The organism is Streptomyces indicus (assembly GCF_900100315.1).
Taxonomy (GTDB): Bacteria; Actinomycetota; Actinomycetes; order Streptomycetales; family Streptomycetaceae; genus Streptomyces; species Streptomyces indicus.
Window position 1 is genome coordinate 226,010 of record NZ_FNFF01000001.1, and the last position, 18,845, is coordinate 244,854.

Here is an 18,845-nt window from a genome sequence, read left to right on the forward strand (position 1 = left end):
GGAGCCCACGGGTTCCGCGCACCCCCGGCCCGCCCTGTGCCGGTCGTCAGCGCCCGTCGTCAGTGCCGGTCGAGCGTGCTGATCGCGCGGCGTGCCATCGGGTGCGTGCGGACGATCTCGGCCAGCGAGGTGTGGCCCTGCACGATCCGCACGAACGCGTTCCAGGCCGGCCGGAAGCCGGTGATCGCCGCGTGCAGCAGTCCGGGCCTGCGCTCGAAGAGCGTCAGGACGCGGCGGCCCATGTTCATCTCGACCCCGAGCCCCGCCTTCACGGCGAAGGCGTAGTTGAGCGCCTGGCGGCGGGCGTCCACACCGTCGTGGGACTCGGCGATGCGCACCGCCCACTCCCCCGCGAGCCGTCCCGAGCGCAGCGCGTACGAGATGCCCTCGCGGGTCCACGGCTCCAGGAGCCCTGCCGCGTCCCCGCACACCAGGACGCGGCCGCGCGAGAGCGGGGAGTCCTCGGTGCGGCAGCGGGTGAGGTGGCCCGAGGAGATCGCCGGCTCGAAGCCGGCGAGCCCGAGGCGCCCGATGAAGTCCTCCAAGTACCGCTTGGTGGCGGCCCCTTCGCCCCGGGCCGAGATCACGCCGACGGTGAGGGTGTCGCCCTTGGGGAACACCCACCCGTAACTCCCGGGCAGCGGGCCCCAGTCGATGAGGACGCGGCCCTTCCAGTCCTCGGCGACCGTCGGCGGCACCGGGATCTCGGCCTCGAGCCCGAGGTCGACCTGGTCGAGCTGCACGCCGACATGTGCTCCTATGCGGCTTGCGCTGCCGTCCGCGCCGACGACCGCGCGCGCCAGGACGGTCTCCCCGTCGTTCAGGACCACCGCGACCGTGCGCCGGTCCGGCACCTCGGGCCCGTGCTGCTCCACGCGCGAGACGGTGACGCCCGTGCGCAGCTCCGCGCCGGCCTTCTGGGCGGACTCGACCAGCTGCTGGTCGAACTCGGGCCGGTTGATCAGGCCGAACAGCATCTTCTTGGAGCGCCGGGTGCGGGCGAGTTTGCCGTCCAGGGAGAAGGTGACCGCGTACACCTTGTCCTTCAGCGGCAGTTCGAAGCCGGGCGGCAGGGCGTCGCGCGAGGGGCCGATGATGCCGCCGCCGCAGGTCTTGTACCGCGGCAGTACGGACTTCTCCAGGAGCAGCACCCGCCGTCCGGCGACGGCCGCGGCATAGGCGGCCGAGGCGCCGGCGGGGCCTGCGCCCACGACCACGACGTCCCACACCTCGGGGGTCTCGTCCGGCTCGTTACGGTCCGGGTTCTCGCTGCTCACGATGGCCTGCTGCTCCGATCCGGCTGTCTGCGGCTGCCGACTGGCACTTGTCCAGGGAGATCCTACGGCGGGCACGGATCGCCCCCGCCGCAGGAACAGGGCGTCTCCGCTTGTGCGAAGATCGGCTCGCGGATCCGTGCGCAACCTCCGCACATCTGTGCAAGGCCGCCGGCCCGCGAAGAACCGCCCGCGGAACCGTGGGGCCCCCAGGGTCCGCCGGACCCGCAAGCCCCGTAACGCAGGACCCGTAAGACCCCGTAAGACGTGCACCCGTACAACGTCGCAGCCTTCAGGAGCGTGCCCATGTCGCCGAACACGCCGCAGGAGCGGATCGCCGAGACCGTCGCCGGCCTCATGCCCGAGGCGCGGCAGGAGCTGGCCGAGCTGGTGGCGTACCGGTCGGTGGCGGACTTCGAGCAGTTCCCGAAGAGCGAGAGCGAGGCCGCGGCGAACTGGGTGGCCGACGCGCTGCGCGCCGAGGGCTTCACCGACGTGGCGCTCCTGGACACCCCGGACGGCACCCAGTCCGTGTACGGCCTGCTGCCCGGCCCCGAGGGCGCGCCGACGGTGCTCCTCTACGCGCACTACGACGTGCAGCCGCCGCTGGACGAGCAGGCGTGGGTGACCCCGCCGTTCGAGCTGACCGAGCGGGACGGCCGCTGGTTCGGGCGCGGTGCGGCGGACTGCAAGGGCGGCGTGATCATGCACCTGCTCGCGCTGCGCGCCCTGAAGGCGAACGGCGGTGTGCCGGTCTCCGTGAAGTTCATCGCCGAGGGCTCCGAGGAGCAGGGCACCGGGGGTCTCGAGCGGTACGCCGAGGCCCACCCGGAGCTGCTGGTCTCGGACGCGATCGTGATCGGCGACAGCGGCAACTTCCGGGTCGGTCTGCCGACGGTCACCTCGACGCTGCGCGGCATGACCATGCTGCGCGTCGAGATGGACACCCTCGAAGGCAACCTGCATTCCGGGCAGTTCGGCGGCGCCGCCCCGGACGCGCTCGGCGCGCTCATCCGCGTCCTGGACTCGCTGCGCGCCGAGGACGGCTCGACCACGGTCGACGGTCTCGAAGGAGGCCAGACCTGGGAGGGTCTTCAGTACCCGGAGGAGGACTTCCGCCGGGACGCCAAGGTCCTCGACGGCGTGGAGCTGATCGGCTCCGGCACGGTGGCCGACCGCATCTGGGCCCGCCCGGCGGTCACGGTCCTCGGCATCGACTGCCCGCCCGTCGTGGGCGCGACGCCCTCCGTCCAGGCGGCCGCACGCGCCCTGATCAGCCTGCGCGTGCCGCCGGGCGTGGACGCCGCCGAGGCCACCAAGCTGCTGCGGGCCCACATCGAGGCGCACACCCCGTGGGGCGCCCGGGTGCGGGTCGAGCAGGTCGGGCAGGGCCAGCCGTTCCGTGCCGACGTGCACTCGCCCGCGTACCAGGCGATGGCCGACGCGATGGCGTTCGCCTACCCGGGCCAGGAGATGCAGTACGCGGGCCAGGGCGGCTCGATCCCGCTGTGCAACACCCTCGGCTCCCTCTACCCGGACGCCGAGATCCTGCTGATCGGCCTGAGCGAGCCGGAGGCGCAGATCCACGCACCGAACGAGTCGGTCTCGCCCGAGGAGCTGCGTCAGCTGTCGGTGACCGAGGCCCTGTTCCTCCAGAACTACGCGGCGTCGAAGGCCTGACCTTCCGCACGGCACGACTCCGATAGGCCGCACGGTCCCGCTCCCCGCCCGGGGACCGGGACCGTCGGCTTTCGGCCGCCTGGTCAGGGCCCAGGCGTGACCGCGATCTCCAGGGGTACCCGGACCTGCCCGGCTTGATCGCCCGGGCCTCCCGGAGCACCCTGGACACAGGTGAGGAAGTCGTTCCATGGAACAGAGCCTCGGCACCAGAACGGCGGCGGACAGCCCGGTCTGTGCGCCGCGCCCGGCCGCGCGGCCCGACACCTTGGCGCAGGGCCGGACTTCCCCGGTGAACTCGTTCAACGAATGGGACCCCCTGGAGGAGGTGATCGTCGGCCGCCTCGAAGGCGCCACGATCCCCTCCGACCACCCGGTCGTCACCTGCAATGTCCCGTCGTGGGCCGGACGCCTTCAGGGTCTCGCCGCGGGGCTGCGCTACCCGCGCCGCCTGATCGGCCAGGCACAGGACGAACTGGACGGATTCGTCGAGCTGTTGGAGTCCCTCGGCATCACGGTGCGCCGGCCCGAAGCCGTCGACCACAAGCAGCGTTTCCGTACGCCCGACTGGTCCTCGCGCGGCTTCTGCAACACCTGTCCGCGCGACAGCATGCTCGTCATCGGTGACGAGATCATCGAGACGCCGATGGCCTGGCCGTGCCGCTACTTCGAGACCCACTCCTACCGGCCGCTGCTCAAGGACTACTTCCGGCGCGGGGCCCGCTGGACCTCCGCGCCCAAGCCGCAGCTGACCGACGAGCTGTACGAGCCCGGCTTCCGCACTCCGGGCGCGGACGAGCCGATGCGCTACATCCTCACGGAGTTCGAGCCCGTCTTCGACGCCGCCGACTTCGTACGGGCCGGCCGCGACCTGTTCGTCACCCGCAGCAATGTCACCAACCGCACGGGCATCGAGTGGCTGCGCCGCCATCTCGGCCCGGGCTACCGGATCCACGAGATCACCAGCAGCTGCCGTACGCCGATGCACATCGACACCACGTTCATGCCGCTCGCCCCCGGCAAGGTGCTGATCAACCCGGAGTACGTCGACCCCGGCAAGCTGCCCGAGGTGCTGCGCTCCTGGGACGTCCTGGTCGCTCCCGAACCCGACCCGATCGACGAGCGCCTGCTCAAGGTCACGTCGATGTGCGGGAAGTGGCTGAGCATGAACGTGCTGATGCTGGACGAGAAGCGGGTGATCGCGGAACGCCACCACACCGGCATGCTGCGGGCCCTGGAGCGCTGGGGCTTCGAACCGGTCCCCTGCGACCTGCTGCACTACGCGCCGTTCGGCGGCTCGTTCCACTGCGCGACCCTGGACGTGCGCCGCAGGGGCACGCTGCAGTCGTACGTGGACTGACGGGGCCGCGCGACGGCGTGCGGTGCCCCGACTCGGCCGCTATCCGACGGGCACACCGCCTTCCAGATACAGCGGGGCGCCCCGTTCGCGGGCCCGCAGGGCCCAGCGCAGGCGCTCGTAACGCAGCGGCGGCAGAAGTACCGCTGCCTCCGTCTCCGCCACGAAGCGGCAGGCGCGCAGTTCGGGGCCGGGGAGCAGGGCGCGTGCGGCCGCGTCCGAGGGGAGCCGGCCGCCGTCGAACAGCAGCCGTATCCCGCCGTAGCCGGGCGGCACCGGCGGCTCCCAGTCGATCACCAACAGGCGTGGTTGCACGGAGAGTTGCAGGCCTGTCTCCTCGGCGACCTCGCGCACGCCGGCCGCGACGGGCGCCTCGCCCGGCTCGACCACGCCGCCGGGGAACTCCCAGCCGGGCTTGTACGTGGGATCGACGAGGAGCACGCGGTCCTCCTCGTCGAAGAGCAGCACCCCCGCGGCGAGGGTCTCCGCGGACGGCTGCGGTGTCTGCACGATCTCGCAGACGCCGGCCGCCCCGGTCCGTACGGCTTCGGCGATCCGCTCGGCGGTCTCGCGCGGGCTCAGGGCGGTGCTGTCGACCAGGTACGCGTCGGCCGTCAGCCAGTCGGCGAGCGCCGCGCGGTACGGCTCGATGTGCGCCGACGCCTCTTGGCGCACCGGCAGTTCACCGTCCTGGCCGTCTGCCGCCTCTCGCGCGGCGATCCGCTCGCGCAGGATCGTTTCGGCCGGCGCGAGCACCACGTGGCACACGGGGATACGGCGCGAGGCGAGCCCGCCGAAGATCTCGTCCCGGTGCTCCTGGCGCAGCAAGGTCACGGGCACGATCAGGACTCCGCCCACCTCTGCGAGCAGCGCCGCGGCGGTGTCGACCACCAGCCGCCGCCAGATGCCGAGATCCTTGTCGTCGCCCGCTTCGGCCAGGTGCTTGGGCGGCAGCAGCCGGGGCAGGGCGGCGCCGATGACCTCCGGTTCGAAGAGCGTGCTGTTCGGGATCAGGTCGAGCAGTTCGCGGGCGGTGGTGGTCTTCCCCGCGCCGAACGCGCCGTTGACCCAAACGATCACGATTCCCCCTCTTCTGTTGGCCCCCTGAGGCCTGCCCGCTCCACCCTGCCACGTAACCCGGCATGGCTTGACCTGGACGTCTGGTCCGCCGTCGGCCGGGTACGCGTGGGGTATGACCGACATTGTCGACTCGGATGAACTGCTCCGCCGTATCCTGCGCGCCCGCGACTGGGCCGCGCGCCAGGAACAGTCCTGGCGCGAGCACGGCAAGGATCTCCAACGCGCCGACCCCGACGACGAGTTGACCGCACAGGTCTACGGGTGCGCGTTCCAGGCGGTGCGCAATGTCCTGGACGAGATCATCGAGCCGGGGTCGCACGGGGTGTGAGGCGAGCACCGGGTGTGAGGCGGCTCATTCCGCCGGGGGCGGGAAGGACCTCCGCAGCGAGAACGCGTACGCGCTCGGCCCGTGTTCGCGCAGGTGCAGCAGCCGCTCCCCGGCCTCCTCGACCGAGGGCAGGTGCCCGGCGGGCACCCACCACAGCGCGGTCACGGCCTCCTCCAGGCGGTGGAAGAACTCCCGGCGCCGCTTGAGCAGTTCGCGGTGGCGGCCGGAGTACATGAACGTGTTGAGCGCGTCGACGTCGCGCCACACGGACAGGTTGATCAGCAGCTCGGGGTCGCCGAGTATCCGGAAGTCGGTGGCGTCCCCGGACTCGTCCTGCAACCGCCACACGAACCCGTCGGACCGGTCCGCCACGGCGTTCACCGGCACGAGCCCTTCCGTGAAGTCCTTCAACTGGGCGGAATCCAGCGGCGCTTGGAGGCGTCCGACGTTGACCTGGGCGAGGTGGTACGCGGGTGAGTCGGCCATGCCGGAACCTTAGGCAGGGGCGCCCGCGGATCTCACCGGGTTTCCGCGGACTGAGACGTCCCGGCGCGGGCTCGGCCACAGCCGTCTCCGGAGTCCCCGCAGGCACTGCCCTCCGCCACCACCGTCCCCTCGGGCACCACTCCGGTCCCGTATCGTGAATCCTGACTAAATTTTCAGTCAGGAGATCACGGTGCCCATGTCCCGACGTCAGACCCTTCAGGCAGCCCTCGGCGCGGCGGCCGCCGGCATCCTCGCCGCCTGCCGCCCGGAGCGCGGGGCCGCCGCCCCTGCTCCGTCCGGGTCACCGTCCGGCGGCGGATGGCGCATGCCGGAGGAGGCGCAGCCGCACGAGCTGACCTACATGGCATGGCCCACCCGGCGGATCTGGGGCGCGGACCTCCCGTACGTCCATGAGGACATCGCCTCCGTCGCCCGCGCCGTCGCGGACTTCGAGCCGGTGGTGATGCTGGCCGGCGAGCGGGACGTCAAGGCGGCCCAGCGGGCCTGCGGCTCGGGCGTGGAGGTCGTCCCGGTCCCCGTCGACGACCTGTGGGTACGGGACACGGGCCCCACCTTCGTCCTCGGTCCGCAGGGGATCGCGGGAATCGATCTCAACTTCAACGGGTGGGGCGGCAAGCAGACCCACCGCAACGACAGCGAGGTCGCGCGCAAGGTCCTCGGGCTCGAGAAGATCGAGCGGATCGGGGCGCCGGTCGTCGGCGAGGGCGGCTCGATCGAGATCGACGGAGCAGGCACCCTGCTGGCGACCGAGAGCTCATGGGTGAACGACAACCGGAACCCGGGCCGGTCGCGCGACGACATCGAGCAGGATCTGCGGGCCCTTCTCGGCGTCACCAAGGTGATCTGGGTGGACGGGGTGAAGGGGCACGACATCACGGACTACCACATCGACGCGCTGGCGCGGTTCGTCGAGCCGGGGCTCGTGGTCCTGAGCACCCCGCCCGCGGACGCGCCCCGTGATGTCTGGTGGCGGGCGTACGAGCAGGCCCGCGGCGTACTGGAGCAGGCCACCGACGCGCGCGGCAAGCGGCTCGAGATCGTCCGGCTGCCCGAGGCCGCCGCCGTGGGCGACGTCGGCGCGGACTTCCTCGGCAGCTACGTGAACTACTACGTGTGCAACGGCGCGGTGATCTTCCCCGGGCTCGGCGACCGGCGGACGGACCGCGACGGGCGGGCCCTCGTGCGGGAGCTGTATCCGGACCGTGAGGTCGTGCAGGTGCCGATCCGCCATGTCGCGGCGGGTGGCGGCGGCGTCCACTGCGCGACCCAGCAGCTGCCGAAGCTCCCGCGGGGCGGCGCGTAACAGGATCACGGGTGCGGGCTGCGGGCTGTGCGCTCTGTGCTCTGCGGGCTGCGGGCTGCGGGCTGCGGGCCACTCGGGACGGGTCCCGAGCCGCGGGTCATTCAGAATGCGGCCCGAGCTCCAGCTCGATCGCCCCGCGCAGCAGCGCAGACGCCCGCTCCTGTGTGAGGGATCCGCTCAGCCAGCGCTCGCTCAGGCCCTCGACGAGGGCGGTGAGCCGCTCGGCCGCCGCCTGCGGATCGAGGTCGTCGCGGACCTGCCCGGCCCGGCGCGCGGTCTCGATGTCCGCGGCGATCTCCTCCACCCACACCCCGGTGGAACGGGCCAGGGTCTCCCGCAGCCCTGGTTCGAACACGGCCGCCGCGCGCAACTCCCCCCAGGCGGTGGAGTCCTCGCGCACGGCAGGGGTGTCCTGGATCTCCGCGAGCAGCCGGTGTTCGAGCATGCCGCGCGGGCTCGGGTCGGCCGCGGCGCCGGGGTCGGTGGCGGAGCCGACGCGGTCGTTGACGAACTCCAGCGTGCTCCGTACGAGACCCGCCCGGTCCTTGAAGTGGTAGTAGAGCAGCGACGTGGACACGCCCGCCTCGGCTGCGACCTCCTCGACCCGCAGGCCGCGCACGCCCGAGCGGGCGATGGTCCTCACGGCCGCTTCCAGAATCGTCCGCCGGCGCTCTGACACCCGTTGCCTCTCTCCTCACCGGCGCGTCGGCACCGGCTGACGGTCACTGCTCTGCGCAGCCATTGTCGCCGAGCCGTACACGCCGGGCCGCCGGACGCCCTCCCCCACCTCCCGACCGGGGTCAGCCGGCGCCTTCGACGATGCGGAAGTCACGCTCCGTGCGGGCGGTGGCATGTCGTCTACGATCTGCCGAAGTGCCGCTGGGGAGCGGCCGTTGAGGGGTGGGGATGATGGGGATCCTGATCGGTGTGCTGATCGCCTTCGTGGGCACGCCGCTGGTGCGGCTCGGCGCCGGGCTGCTGTTCAGCGCGAAGGACAACGGCGCGAGCCTGCTGCTGCTGTTCTGCGCTCCCTTGCTCACATTCGGTCTCGGTGCATGGATCGCTCTGTCCAGCCTGTGACCCGCTTAGTGAGGCCTCTGCGGCCCCAGGCTCGAGAGGGAGACAGCGCAGGATGAGTGATCTCGTGGAGTGGCTCGGCCGCCAGATCGACGAAGACGCCCGCATCGCGACCGAGGCCAGCCGCCGATTCGAGAGTGCACCGGTTGCCGGCGGCGTGCACTGGCACTGGGTGGATCCCGAGTCGGACACACCGGTGACGCCCGACCCGTCCCGGTCCGAGTTCCTCACCGACGAGGCAGAGAATTTCGGGTTCTCGCTGCGCAGCGTGGAACGGTTCCCCACGGAACACGTCGGCCTCCTGCCGCAGTTCGCCATCGCGCACGCCATGGAGGTTCCGGTTGCCGCGGCATGTCATATCGCTGCGCACGATCCGGCGCGGGTGCTGCGCGAGATCGAGGCCAAGCGGCGCATCCTGGCACGGCACGTCCTGAGCCCCGCCGAAGGAGATCCCGGGCGCCCTTGGGACGACGCCGACGACTGCCTGTACGACGGTGAGCCTTGGCCCTGTCCGGACCTTCGCGACCTCGCCCTGTCCTACGCGGACCGGCCCGGCTGTCGCGACGAGTGGCGGCCGTGATCGCGCACCGGAAAACGGCCGACCGCACCGCACACCGCCCCTACCCCTTGCTCGACCCCAACGTCAGCCCCGCGATGAAGTGCCGCTGGAGCAGCAGGAACACGATGATGGTCGGGGCGGCGACGATCACCGAGCCGGCGGCCAGGAGGTTGTAGTCGGTGAAGAACTGGCCCGAGAGGTTGTTGAGGGCCGAGGTGATGGGGAGTTTGTCGCCGGTGTTGATGAAGACGAGTGCCCAGAGGAAGTCGTTGTACATCCAGGTGAACTGGAGGGTGCCGAGGGCCGCGAGGGCGGGGCGGCACAGCGGCAGGGTGATCCGCCAGTACTGGGTCCACACGCCCGCGCCGTCCACGATCGCCGCCTCGACGATCTCCTTCGGCAGGGTCCGCATGAAGTTGGCGAGCACGAACACGCAGAAGCCGAGCTGGAATCCGATCTGGACGGCGAGCACGGCCCAGTAGGAGTCGTACATCAGGTAGGAGTCCGACATCCAGTAGGGCAGTTCGATCTTGTTGAAGACCGCGTAGAGCGGGGTGATGATCACCTGCTGGGGCAGCAGGTTGCCCGCCGTGAAGACCATGACGAGGACGATGCCGCCGCGCATGTTCAGGCGGGACACCGCGAAGGCCACGAACGAGGCGAGGAAGAGCACGATCAGCACCCCGGGCACCGCGATGAGCAGCGTGTTGACGAAGTACTTCGTCATCTCCGAGTCGGTGAACGCCTGCCGGTAGTAGTCGAACGACAGGGACTTCGGCAGCGAGAAGTAGCCTTCCTCGGCCGTCTCGTCGTACGGCCGCAAGGAGGCGTACACGGCGAGCAGCAGCGGGGCGAGGAAGCCGAGCGAGACGGCCGTGAGGAAGATCTGCGTGCCCCAGCGGCCGCGGCGACGCGGCCGGGACTCGGGCGCGGAGACCCGCTCGGTGGCGGCGGTCGGCGCGGGGGCGGGTGCGACGCTCATCGGTCCTTCTCCCCTCGCAGCTCCTGGACCAGGTACGTGACGACGACGCCGAGGGAGACGACGAGCAGCACCACGGCGATCGCCGAACCGAAGCCGATCCGGCTCGCCTCGCCGATGATGTTGTCGGTGACGAGCACGGAGAGCAGTTCCAGGCCGTTTCTGCCCCGGTTGATGGCGTAGACGATGTCGAAGGCGCGCAACGCCTCGATCACCGTGATCACCATGACCACGACGTTGACCGGCCTGAGCGTCGGGAAGACCACCTTGAAGAAGGTCTGCCGCTCGTTCGCCCCGTCGATCGCGGCCGCCTCCTTGAGCGAGGAGTCCACCGCCTTGAGACCGGCCAGGTAGAGGATCATCACGTAACCGGTGTGCCGCCAGGCCGCGGCGAGCAGCACCATCCAGATGTTGAGGTCCGGGTCGCCGATCCAGTCGACGGGGTTGTCCTGGCGGCCGAGCAGCGCGTTGAGCGCGCCCTGGTCGCGGGAGAAGACCAGTTGGGCGATGAACCCGACGATGGCGAGCGACAGGACCACCGGCAGGTAGATCGCCGACTGGTAGAAGCGGCTGAAGCGCACGCCCCGGTCGATGAGCACGGCGAGGAACAGCCCGAACGGCGTGGCCACGAGGCCGAGGAAGCCCAGCCACATGAGGTTGTGCCGCACGGCGGGCCAGAACTGCGGGTACTCGGTGAACGCGGTCCGGTAGTTGTCCAGGCCGACCCAGCTGATCTCGCTGATGCCGTCCCAGCTGGTGAAGGAGAGGCCTACGGAGGCGAGGGTCGGGCCCCAGACGATGAACAGGTCGACCAGGACGGCGAGGCCGAGGAGGATGCCGAGCACGATGCGGTCGCGGCGGTTGAACCGCCGTGTACCGCGCGGCCGTTGCCGTCGGCCGCCCCGCGTGGTGGTGAGCGACACGGGTGGGGACTCCCGGAACGTCACGCACCGGGGCCGCGGCGGATGCCGCCGCAGCCCCGGCACTGAGGGTCAGTCGGAGGCGAAGACGGTCTTCTTCTGCCGCTCGATGTCGTTGACGAGCCCGTCGACATCCTGGGGGTTGCCGATGAAGGTCTGGATCGCCGGGATCATCACCGTGGAGGCGAAGTCGGGGCGGGTGTCGCGGTCCAGGAACTGCGAGATCTGCTTGGCGCCGGAGACCAGATCGACGGCCTTCTTCTGCAACGTGGAGTACTTGCCCGTGTCCGCGCCGTCGTGCACCGCGATGTTGTTGGGGTCGTGCTGGAGGTAGATGTTCTCGGCCTCGGCCGTGGCGAGGAACTTCAGCAGGTCCTTGGCCGCTGCCATGCCCTTGTCGTTCTTGAGGTTCTTGCCCTTGCGGGCGAGCAGGAAGCCGTCGATGGGCGCCTCGACCGCGTCCTGGCCGTGCTCCGGATCGATCTCCGGGAAGGCGAAGAAGTCGAGGTCTTCCTTGTCCGCGTCGGGGAACTGCTGGCCCGGGTGCGGCAGTCCGAGCACCGTCATGCCGGCCTGGCCCTTCTGCAGGGACTGCGCGCCCTCCTGCCAGGTACGGCCGTTGGCGCCTTCCTGGTGATACGGCATCAGGCGGCGCCAGGTGTCGAAGACCTCCTTGACCTCCTTGCCGTTCCAGGCCTTCTCGCCGGCCATCAGGGACTTGTGGAACGCGTAGCCGTTGATGCGCATGTTCAGGTAGTCGAAGGTGCCCATCGCGGGCCAGCCGTCCTTGTCCGCGAACGCGATCGGGACGAGCTTGTCCTTCTGCATCTGCTTGGCCAGGGCCACGTAGGCGTCGAGGTCCTTCGGCACCTCGTAGCCGTACTTCTGGAAGACGCTTTTCCGGTGGAAGACGGCCCACGGGTAGTAGTAATACGGCACGAAGTACTGCTTGCCGTCCTCGCCCGTGGACTGGTCCTTGATCGCGTCCGAGAAGCCGTCGAAGCCGGACCAGAGATCGGATATCTCGTGCAGCAGATTCTTCTTCGCGAAGAACTGCATGCGGAAGCCGGCGAACCACATGAACACGTCGTCGGGCGTGCTCTGCAGATAGCGGTTGATGTTCTCCTGGAACGAATTGTGGTCGACGGTGTTGACCTTGACCTTGCGGTCGTCCTTCGACTGTTCCTCGTACGCCTTGAAGGCCTCCGCGAAGGCCTTCTTCGGCACCGGGTCCGAGGCGTTGGACCCGAGGGCGATGGTCTTGCCGGCGTCGGCCGGGCCGCCGCCGCACGCCGTGAGGAGCGACGGCAGGGCGACCGCGCCGGCCCCGATCGCCGTGCCCCGCAGCAGAGTTCGCCGGGACATCCGATGTTCTGCGCGATGGCCGGGTGTGCTGCCGAAGGTCCCGTGATCGGTGAGCGATGACTGTGCCATGACCCTCTCCTCGTCGGACGCGTACAACGGCCGGGCGAACCCAACACAACCGAACGTGAGGCTTGGATCACACTGCCAACCTGCGGGTTGGTCAAGGCTTCCGACAGGACACGGGAGAACTGTTATCGCTTCTCTTCCAACAGACTCCAACAGCGCCTACCGGAAACGCGCGGCATGTCACGGATATGACAATTCCCAACCGGCGCCGCCGCCAGGGAAGTTGACCGCGTCCGGCATTCCCGGCCGTATCACCTGCCGGGAAATGATCGGAGCGCTGGCAAACCGTCAGTCGTCCTCGACCCCTAGGCGGGTGCGCCCGCCTTCATGCGTGTACCGCTCCCCAGCGCCGCCGCGGCCGCGCCGACCAGACCCGCGTCGGTGCCGGTCATCGCCGGCGTCACCGTCAGGTTCTGCACGAACGACAGGGTCGCGTAGTCGCGCAGGGTCCGGCGCAGCGGCGTGAACAGGACGTCGCCGGCCTTGGCCACTCCCCCGCCGATCACCGCGATCTCGATCTCGACCAGGCTGGCCGTCGCGGCGATCGACGCGGCGAGGGCCTGCGCCGCGCGCTCGAACGAGGCCAGCGCCACCGGGTCGCCGGCCCGGGCCGCCGCGGCCACCGCCGCCGTCGTGGTGTCCCCGTCGGGGCCCGGCTGCCAGCCCTGCTCCAGGGCGCGGCGCGCGATGTTCGGGCCGCTCGCGATCCGCTCCACGCAGCCGCGCCCGCCGCACGGGCAGGGGTCGCCGTCCAGGTCCACGCTGATGTGTCCGATGTGGCCCGCGTTGCCGGTCGGGCCGGGGTGCAGCTTGCCGCCGAGCACCAGGCCGCCGCCCACCCCGGTCGAGACGACCATGCACAGCGCGTTGTCGTACCCCTGGGCCGCGCCCTGCCAGTGCTCGGCCGCGGTGATCGCGACGCCGTCGCCGATCAGCTCGACGGGCAGCCGGCCACTGAGGCCGCGCACCCGGTCGACCAGCGGATAGCCGCGCCAGCCGGGGATGTTGACGGGGCTGACGGTGCCGCGCGAGGCGTCCACGGGCCCCGCGCTGCCGATGCCCACCGCCCGCACGCGGGACCACAGGGACGAGCCGGTGAGTTCGCCGAGCACCTGCTCGACGGCGCGCATCACGGTGTCGCCGTCCTCCCGGGCGGGCGTCGGGCGCTGCGCCCGGACCAGGATCCGGCCCGCGCTGTCCACGAGGGCGCCGGCGATCTTGGTGCCGCCGATGTCCAGCGCGGCCACCAGTTCGTTCTGCGTCACGGTCCGTCTCCAGGTCGGTGAGAGCTCGTCTGACGCCCGGAGAGGCAGGTTCTCCAGGTCGCAGAGGCAGATCGACAGTCTCTCCCGCGCTGACAACGTTGTCTAGGCTCTATGCTCGACGCCACACGTATGCGAGACCGTGAGCCCCTGCCTCGGTGTTCAGCCCCTGACCGGGGTGCACGCCCGGTTCCCGCTCCGTGACCGCGGTGCCCGCCCTTCTGCGGCGCGCACCGGCCGGCGGGGCGGCGGGGGCCGGGTCATGGGTCCGCATACGACGGAACAGCATGCGCACCGAGCACTTGAGGACAGGACGGCATTCGTGGCGGAGACAGCCAGGGGGACCGAGAGCCGCTACGGCAACCGGCCGACGATGAAGGACGTGGCCGCACGCGCGGGAGTCGGGCTCAAGACGGTCTCCCGTGTCGTCAACGGCGAGTCGGGCGTGACCCCGGACACCGAGCGGCGCGTCCAGGAGGCCATCGAGGCGCTGGGCTTCCGGCGCAACGACAGCGCACGCGTGCTGCGCAAGGGCCGCACGGCCAGCATCGGTCTCGTCCTCGAGGATCTCGCCGACCCGTTCTACGGGCCGCTGAGCCGTGCGGTCGAGGAGGTCGCGCGGGCCCACGGCGCGCTGCTCATCAACGGCTCGAGCGCCGAGGACCCGGACCGTGAGCAGGAGTTGGCGCTCGCGCTGTGCGCGCGCCGGGTCGACGGTCTGGTGGTGATCCCCGCCGGGGACGACCACCGCTATCTGGAGCCGGAGATCAAGGCCGGGGTCGCCACGGTGTTCGTGGACCGTCCGGCGGGACGCATCGACGCCGACACCGTCCTGTCCGACAACTACGGCGGGGCGCGCGACGGTGTGGCCCATCTGATCGCGCACGGGCACCGGCGGATCGGGTTCATCGGCGACCAGCCGCGCATCCACACCGCGGCCGAGCGCCTGCGCGGCTATCGCGCGGCGATGGAGGACGCCGGCCTGCCCGTCGACGAGGCGTGGGAGTCGCTCGGCACGACGGACGCACAGCGGGTACGCGCGGCGGCCGAGGCGATGCTGTCGGGTCCCGCTCCGGTGACGGCCGTATTCGCGGGCAACAACCGTGTGACCGTCACGGTCGTACGGGTCCTCGCGGGCCTGTCCCGGCCGGTCGCCCTCGTCGGGTTCGACGACTTCGAGCTCGCGGACCTCCTGCAGCCGGGCGTGAGCGTCATCGCCCAGGACGCGGCGGCGCTCGGCCGCACCGCGGCGGAACGTCTGTTCCGGCGCCTCGACGGCGGCCAGGACGCGGCGCCGGAACGCATCGAGCTGGCGACCCGCCTGATCACCCGCGGTTCGGGGGAGCTGCCGCCGGCGGAGTGAGGGGGCGGGCCACGAGGCGCTCCGACTGCGCCCCGTGGGCGGCGGCGCGACCCGAAGTCACGTACTGGGGGCGGCTGTTGGCGGGAGTCGCCCACGGGCACGTGGCGTCATGGGTTACGTACGGCCGAGTACCGTACGGACGCGCGAAGGGCGCCTGCGGTACGCGGACGTCCCGGGCGGACCGACCCCCCGCACCGGTCGACGACCAGCCCTCCGGTCAGCCGCACACCACGGCCGGACGGGCTGCACGGTCCGGCCAGCTCCACGGGCAGGCGCGCTTCACGGTCCGGTCAGCTCCACACGCAGGTGGACGTCACACGCAGGCGAGCTGCACAGGCCGGCGGGCCGAACTGGCAAGCGGCGTCAGGCGGCACACGGGCGTCCCGGCCGGCCTCGGACAGGCGGGCCGCAAGGGCAGGCGGGCCTCCCGGACAGGCAGGCCTCACGGACAGACGGGCCTCCCAGACAGGCAGACCTCACGGACAGACGAGTCTCACGGACAAACAGGCAGCCCCGGCACCGGAGCGTCGTTGTCGCCGCCCTCGATGTAGACGTCGCTGACCCATACGCCGGTGTTCCCGCTGTCGTCGTCCGTCTTCGCCCACCACACGTTGGTCCACTCGCCGTGCGTCTCGCGGCGGCCCAGATTCGACTGGCAGTAGAAGTAGTTGGTGCCGGCGTTGAGGATGCCCGCCTCGCTGCCCGATGCCGTATAGGACTTCGCGGTGCGCCACACCCGGCAGTTGTACTTGCCGCCGCCGATCGGCTCGCACATCGGCGCGGGGCCGCCGCCCCCGGTCGCGGACCCACCGCCCGTACCACCGTCGGTGCCACCGGAGCCGGACCCTGACCCGCCGGACGCGGAGCCACCGCTCCCCGAACCTCCCGTATCCGACCCGCCGTTGCCCGTACCTGAGTCGTCCGACCCGCCACCCGTGGTGCCTCCCTCGGCACCGGGCTTCGAGGGCGCGGGCGAGTCCTTGCCGTCGCCTTTCGAGGCGTCGGGCTTCGGTGAGCCGCTGCCGCGGGGCGATGCGCTGCCGTTGGTCGGCTTCCTGTCGCCCGAGGGCTCGCTCCCGGCTCCCGCGCTTCCCTGACGTGAGGCCGAACTCCCGGGCTTGTCCGCGCTGTTGAGCAGCAGATAGCCACCGCCCGCCGCGCCGAGCACGGCGACCGCGGCCGCGATCACCAGGGCCGCCCGGCCCCGGCGTCGGGACGCGGGGGCGGGCGCGGGGCCGGCCGTCGAGGACACGACGGGCACCGGCTGCTGCCAGGGCTCCGGCGGCCCGAACCCCTGCGGCACGGGACCGGGCCGGTTCACCTCGGTCGGCACCGGTCCCCCGGCAGGGGCGCTTGGCATCGGGCGCAAGGACGTGGTGGGTACGTCGTCGGGTGCCGTTTCGGCGACCTCTCGCAGCAGCCGGGCCGCCGTCTCGGCGTCGGGGCGCGCCTGCGGGTCCTTCGCCATCAGCTGCTGCAGTACGGGGGTGAGCGGGCCTGCGCGCACCGGTTCCGGCAGCGGTTCGACCACGATCGCCGTCAGGGTCGACCAGGTCGAGGTGCGGCGGAAGGGCACCGAGCCCTCGACCGCTCCGTACAGGGTCGCGCCGAGTGCCCAGACGTCGGAAGCGGGCCCGGGGTCCTGGCCCTGGGCGCGCTCGGGCGCCAAGTAGTCGAGGGAGCCGACCAGTTCGCCGCTGCGCGTGAGGTGCGTGGAGGAGCCGTCGCCGGGATCCTCCATGGTGGCGATGCCGAAGTCCGTGAGCAGCACCCGGCCGTCGGCGGCCAGGAGGATGTTGCCCGGCTTCACATCGCGGTGCAGCACTCCGGCGCGGTGGGCCGCGGCCAGTGCCTCCATCACCTCGGCGCCGATCCCGGCCGCCTCGCGCGGGGTCAGCGGGCCGCGCTCGCGCAGCACGGCGTCGAGCGAGGGCCCGTCGATCAGCTCCATGACGATCAGCGGGCGGCCGTCGGCCTCCGCCACGTCGTGCACGGCGACGACTCCGGGGTGCCGCACCCGGGCCGCGGCGCGGGCCTCGCGCTGCATCCGGACGCGCAGGGCGTCGAGTTCGGGGGCCGCGGCGTCCGAGTAGGTGCGCAGCTCCTTGACGGCGACTTCACGGCCGAGGATCTCGTCGTACGCGCGCCACACGACGCCCATGCCACCGCGCCCGAGCTGCGCCAGCACCCGGTATCTGCCGGCGAGCACCCGCCCTTCGCCCGCGTTCTCCCCCGTCGAGCGGCCCGAGTCCCCCGAAGACACCACTGCCCCGTCCGTCCGTACACCTGCGACACGTCGCGTACAGACTACGGGGCAGCGGTGACAGCCATGCCGGCTGCGGGAGTTGCGTCCCAGTGGCCCTGCCGGGCGCGGGAGTTACTTCGCGGAGGCCGTGAGGTCCGCGCGGCGCGGGCCCGCGTAGGTCTGCAGGCGGGCCAGCGTCAGGCCGGTGAGGCGGGTGACCTCGCCGGTGTCCAGGGCGCCGCAGTCGAGGCCGCGCAGCAGGTAGCCGGCGAGGGCCTTGGCGGTGGCGGGCTCGTCCATGACGGCGCCGTCCACGTGGTTGGCATAGGCGGCCAGGCGCTTGGCGGCGGCCTCGAAGCCCTCGCGGTAGAAGGCGAACACGGCCGCGTAGCGGGTCGGGATGTGGCGCGGGTGCATGTCCCAGCCCTGGTAGTACGCGCGGGCCAGGGCGCGGCGGGTCAGGCCGTAGTGCAGGCGCCAGGCCTCGTGTACCTGCTCGGTGGTGCCGATGGGCAGCACGTTGGTCGAGCCGTCGGAGACGCGCACGCCGGTGCCGGCCGCGGCCACCTGCATGATGGCCTTCGCGTGGTCGGCGGCCGGGTGGTCGCTGGCCTGGTAGGCGGCGGAGACGCCGAGGCAGGCGCTGTAGTCGAAGGTGCCGTAGTGCAGACCGGTGGCGCGGCCCTCGGCGGCGTCGATCATCTTCGCGACGGTGGCGGTGCCGTCGGCGCCGAGGATGGACTGGCTGGTCTCGATCTGGATCTCGAAGCCGATCCGGCCGGGGTTCAGGCCGCGGGTCTTCTCGAACTGCTCGACCAGGCGCACCATCGCGGTGACCTGCTCGGGGTAGGTGACCTTCGGCAGCGTGAGGACCAGTCCCTCGGGCAGGCCGCCGGCCTCCATGAGGCCGGTGAGGAAGACGTCGAGGGTGCGGATGCCGCGGTCGCGGACCGGGGCCTCCATGCACTTCATACGGATGCCCATGTACGGGGCTGCGGTGCCGTTCTTGTACGCGTCGGCGATCAGCTGCGCGGCGCGGGCGGCGTCGCCGTCCTCGTCCTTGCCCTTGTAGCCGTCCTCGAAGTCCACGCGCAGGTCCTCGACGGGCTCGCGCTCCAGCTTGGCGCGCACGCGGTCGTAGACCGGCGCGGCGAGCTCGTCGCTCAGGCCGAGGACCTTGGCGAAGGTCTCGGCGTCGGGGGCGTGCTCGTCGAGGGAGGCGAGGGCCTGGTCGCCCCAGGAACGTATGGTGTCCGCCTGGAACACCTCACCGGGTACGTAGACCGTGTGCACGGGCTGGCGGGTGCCGGGGTCTCCCGGGTAGCGGCGCTCGAGCTCCGCGTCCACCGGGGCGAGGGAAGCGCTGATCTCCTCGCTGAACGCACCCGCGAGGCTCGTCGCCACCTGCTCTTGCTGACCCATTCCCGCACCCTCCGCTTTCTTGTCCCGTCGATTCCGTCGGCCTCGCCGGTCGGGCCGACGG

General features: G+C 71.4%; 17 protein-coding genes. 7 read left to right on the forward strand and 10 right to left on the reverse strand.

The annotated features are described in order from the left end of the window. Positions 1 to 59: 59 nt before the first annotated feature. Positions 60 to 1,277, reverse strand: a complete 1,218-nt coding sequence (locus BLT97_RS01035) for a geranylgeranyl reductase family protein (RefSeq protein ID WP_093606717.1) — start codon at positions 1,275 to 1,277, stop codon at positions 60 to 62. Positions 1,278 to 1,580: 303 nt separating this feature from the next. On the opposite strand from BLT97_RS01035, the gene BLT97_RS01040 reads away from it, so the two are divergent. Both BLT97_RS01040 and BLT97_RS01045 read left to right on the forward strand, forming a co-directional pair. After that, entirely contained in the window at positions 1,581 to 2,954 is a 1,374-nt protein-coding gene (locus BLT97_RS01040) for a dipeptidase (RefSeq protein ID WP_093606718.1), read from the forward strand. Between the two features lie 187 nt (positions 2,955 to 3,141). After that, a complete protein-coding gene (locus BLT97_RS01045; protein ID WP_245769079.1) occupies positions 3,142 to 4,311 on the forward strand; it encodes an amidinotransferase in 1,170 nt (389 codons plus the stop codon). A 39-nt stretch (positions 4,312 to 4,350) separates the two neighbouring features. Here BLT97_RS01045 and BLT97_RS01050 read toward each other — a convergent pair whose 3' ends face one another. Beyond that, positions 4,351 to 5,391 (reverse strand): NUDIX hydrolase, encoded by a 1,041-nt coding sequence (locus tag BLT97_RS01050; RefSeq protein WP_093607679.1) that lies wholly within the window; start codon positions 5,389 to 5,391, stop codon positions 4,351 to 4,353. 109 nt (positions 5,392 to 5,500) lie between these two features. Here BLT97_RS01050 and BLT97_RS01055 point away from each other — a divergent pair, with 109 nt between their 5' ends. After that, positions 5,501 to 5,716, forward strand: a complete 216-nt coding sequence (locus BLT97_RS01055) for a hypothetical protein (RefSeq protein ID WP_093607680.1) — start codon at positions 5,501 to 5,503, stop codon at positions 5,714 to 5,716. 24 nt (positions 5,717 to 5,740) lie between these two features. Here the strand turns inward: BLT97_RS01055 and BLT97_RS01060 are convergent, their stop codons facing one another. Then, on the reverse strand, positions 5,741 to 6,202 hold the full coding sequence (locus BLT97_RS01060) for a DUF3291 domain-containing protein (protein ID WP_093606719.1): 462 nt from the start codon (positions 6,200 to 6,202) through the stop codon (positions 5,741 to 5,743). Positions 6,203 to 6,398: 196 nt separating this feature from the next. On the opposite strand from BLT97_RS01060, the gene BLT97_RS01065 reads away from it, so the two are divergent. After that, positions 6,399 to 7,526 carry an agmatine deiminase family protein gene (locus BLT97_RS01065; protein ID WP_218137273.1) on the forward strand — a complete coding sequence of 376 codons (1,128 nt, stop codon included), beginning with the start codon at positions 6,399 to 6,401 and terminating at the stop codon, positions 7,524 to 7,526. Between the two features lie 97 nt (positions 7,527 to 7,623). Here the strand turns inward: BLT97_RS01065 and BLT97_RS01070 are convergent, their stop codons facing one another. After that, positions 7,624 to 8,205 (reverse strand): TetR/AcrR family transcriptional regulator, encoded by a 582-nt coding sequence (locus BLT97_RS01070; protein WP_093606721.1) that lies wholly within the window; start codon positions 8,203 to 8,205, stop codon positions 7,624 to 7,626. Positions 8,206 to 8,432: 227 nt separating this feature from the next. Between BLT97_RS01070 and BLT97_RS37700 the strand changes: the two genes are divergently transcribed. Continuing rightward, positions 8,433 to 8,606, forward strand: a complete 174-nt coding sequence (locus BLT97_RS37700; protein ID WP_176953588.1) for a hypothetical protein — start codon at positions 8,433 to 8,435, stop codon at positions 8,604 to 8,606. Positions 8,607 to 8,658: 52 nt separating this feature from the next. Then, positions 8,659 to 9,183: a DUF6221 family protein gene (locus BLT97_RS38360; protein ID WP_245769081.1), complete on the forward strand. Its 525-nt coding sequence runs from the start codon at positions 8,659 to 8,661 to the stop codon at positions 9,181 to 9,183. Between the two features lie 40 nt (positions 9,184 to 9,223). Here BLT97_RS38360 and BLT97_RS01080 read toward each other — a convergent pair whose 3' ends face one another. The 4 genes from BLT97_RS01080 to BLT97_RS01095 form a co-directional block, all read right to left on the reverse strand. Further along, on the reverse strand, positions 9,224 to 10,144 hold the full coding sequence (locus BLT97_RS01080) for a carbohydrate ABC transporter permease (protein ID WP_093606722.1): 921 nt from the start codon (positions 10,142 to 10,144) through the stop codon (positions 9,224 to 9,226). Next, positions 10,141 to 11,064 carry a carbohydrate ABC transporter permease gene (locus tag BLT97_RS01085; RefSeq protein WP_093606723.1) on the reverse strand — a complete coding sequence of 308 codons (924 nt, stop codon included), beginning with the start codon at positions 11,062 to 11,064 and terminating at the stop codon, positions 10,141 to 10,143. The genes BLT97_RS01080 and BLT97_RS01085 overlap by 4 nt, the downstream gene beginning before the upstream one ends. A 69-nt stretch (positions 11,065 to 11,133) precedes the next feature. Then, the gene (locus BLT97_RS01090; protein WP_093606724.1) at positions 11,134 to 12,426 is read right to left on the reverse strand and encodes an ABC transporter substrate-binding protein; all 1,293 of its coding nucleotides are present in this window, start codon (positions 12,424 to 12,426) and stop codon (positions 11,134 to 11,136) included. 371 nt (positions 12,427 to 12,797) lie between these two features. After that, positions 12,798 to 13,757 (reverse strand): ROK family protein, encoded by a 960-nt coding sequence (locus tag BLT97_RS01095; RefSeq protein WP_093606725.1) that lies wholly within the window; start codon positions 13,755 to 13,757, stop codon positions 12,798 to 12,800. A 319-nt stretch (positions 13,758 to 14,076) separates the two neighbouring features. On the opposite strand from BLT97_RS01095, the gene BLT97_RS01100 reads away from it, so the two are divergent. Beyond that, on the forward strand, positions 14,077 to 15,117 hold the full coding sequence (locus tag BLT97_RS01100) for a LacI family DNA-binding transcriptional regulator (RefSeq protein ID WP_093606726.1): 1,041 nt from the start codon (positions 14,077 to 14,079) through the stop codon (positions 15,115 to 15,117). Between the two features lie 493 nt (positions 15,118 to 15,610). Here the strand turns inward: BLT97_RS01100 and BLT97_RS01105 are convergent, their stop codons facing one another. After that, a complete protein-coding gene (locus BLT97_RS01105) occupies positions 15,611 to 17,380 on the reverse strand; it encodes a serine/threonine-protein kinase (protein ID WP_093607681.1) in 1,770 nt (589 codons plus the stop codon). A gap of 114 nt (positions 17,381 to 17,494) precedes the next feature. Then, positions 17,495 to 18,784: a DUF6986 family protein gene (locus BLT97_RS01110; protein WP_093606727.1), complete on the reverse strand. Its 1,290-nt coding sequence runs from the start codon at positions 18,782 to 18,784 to the stop codon at positions 17,495 to 17,497. Positions 18,785 to 18,845 lie beyond the last annotated feature (61 nt).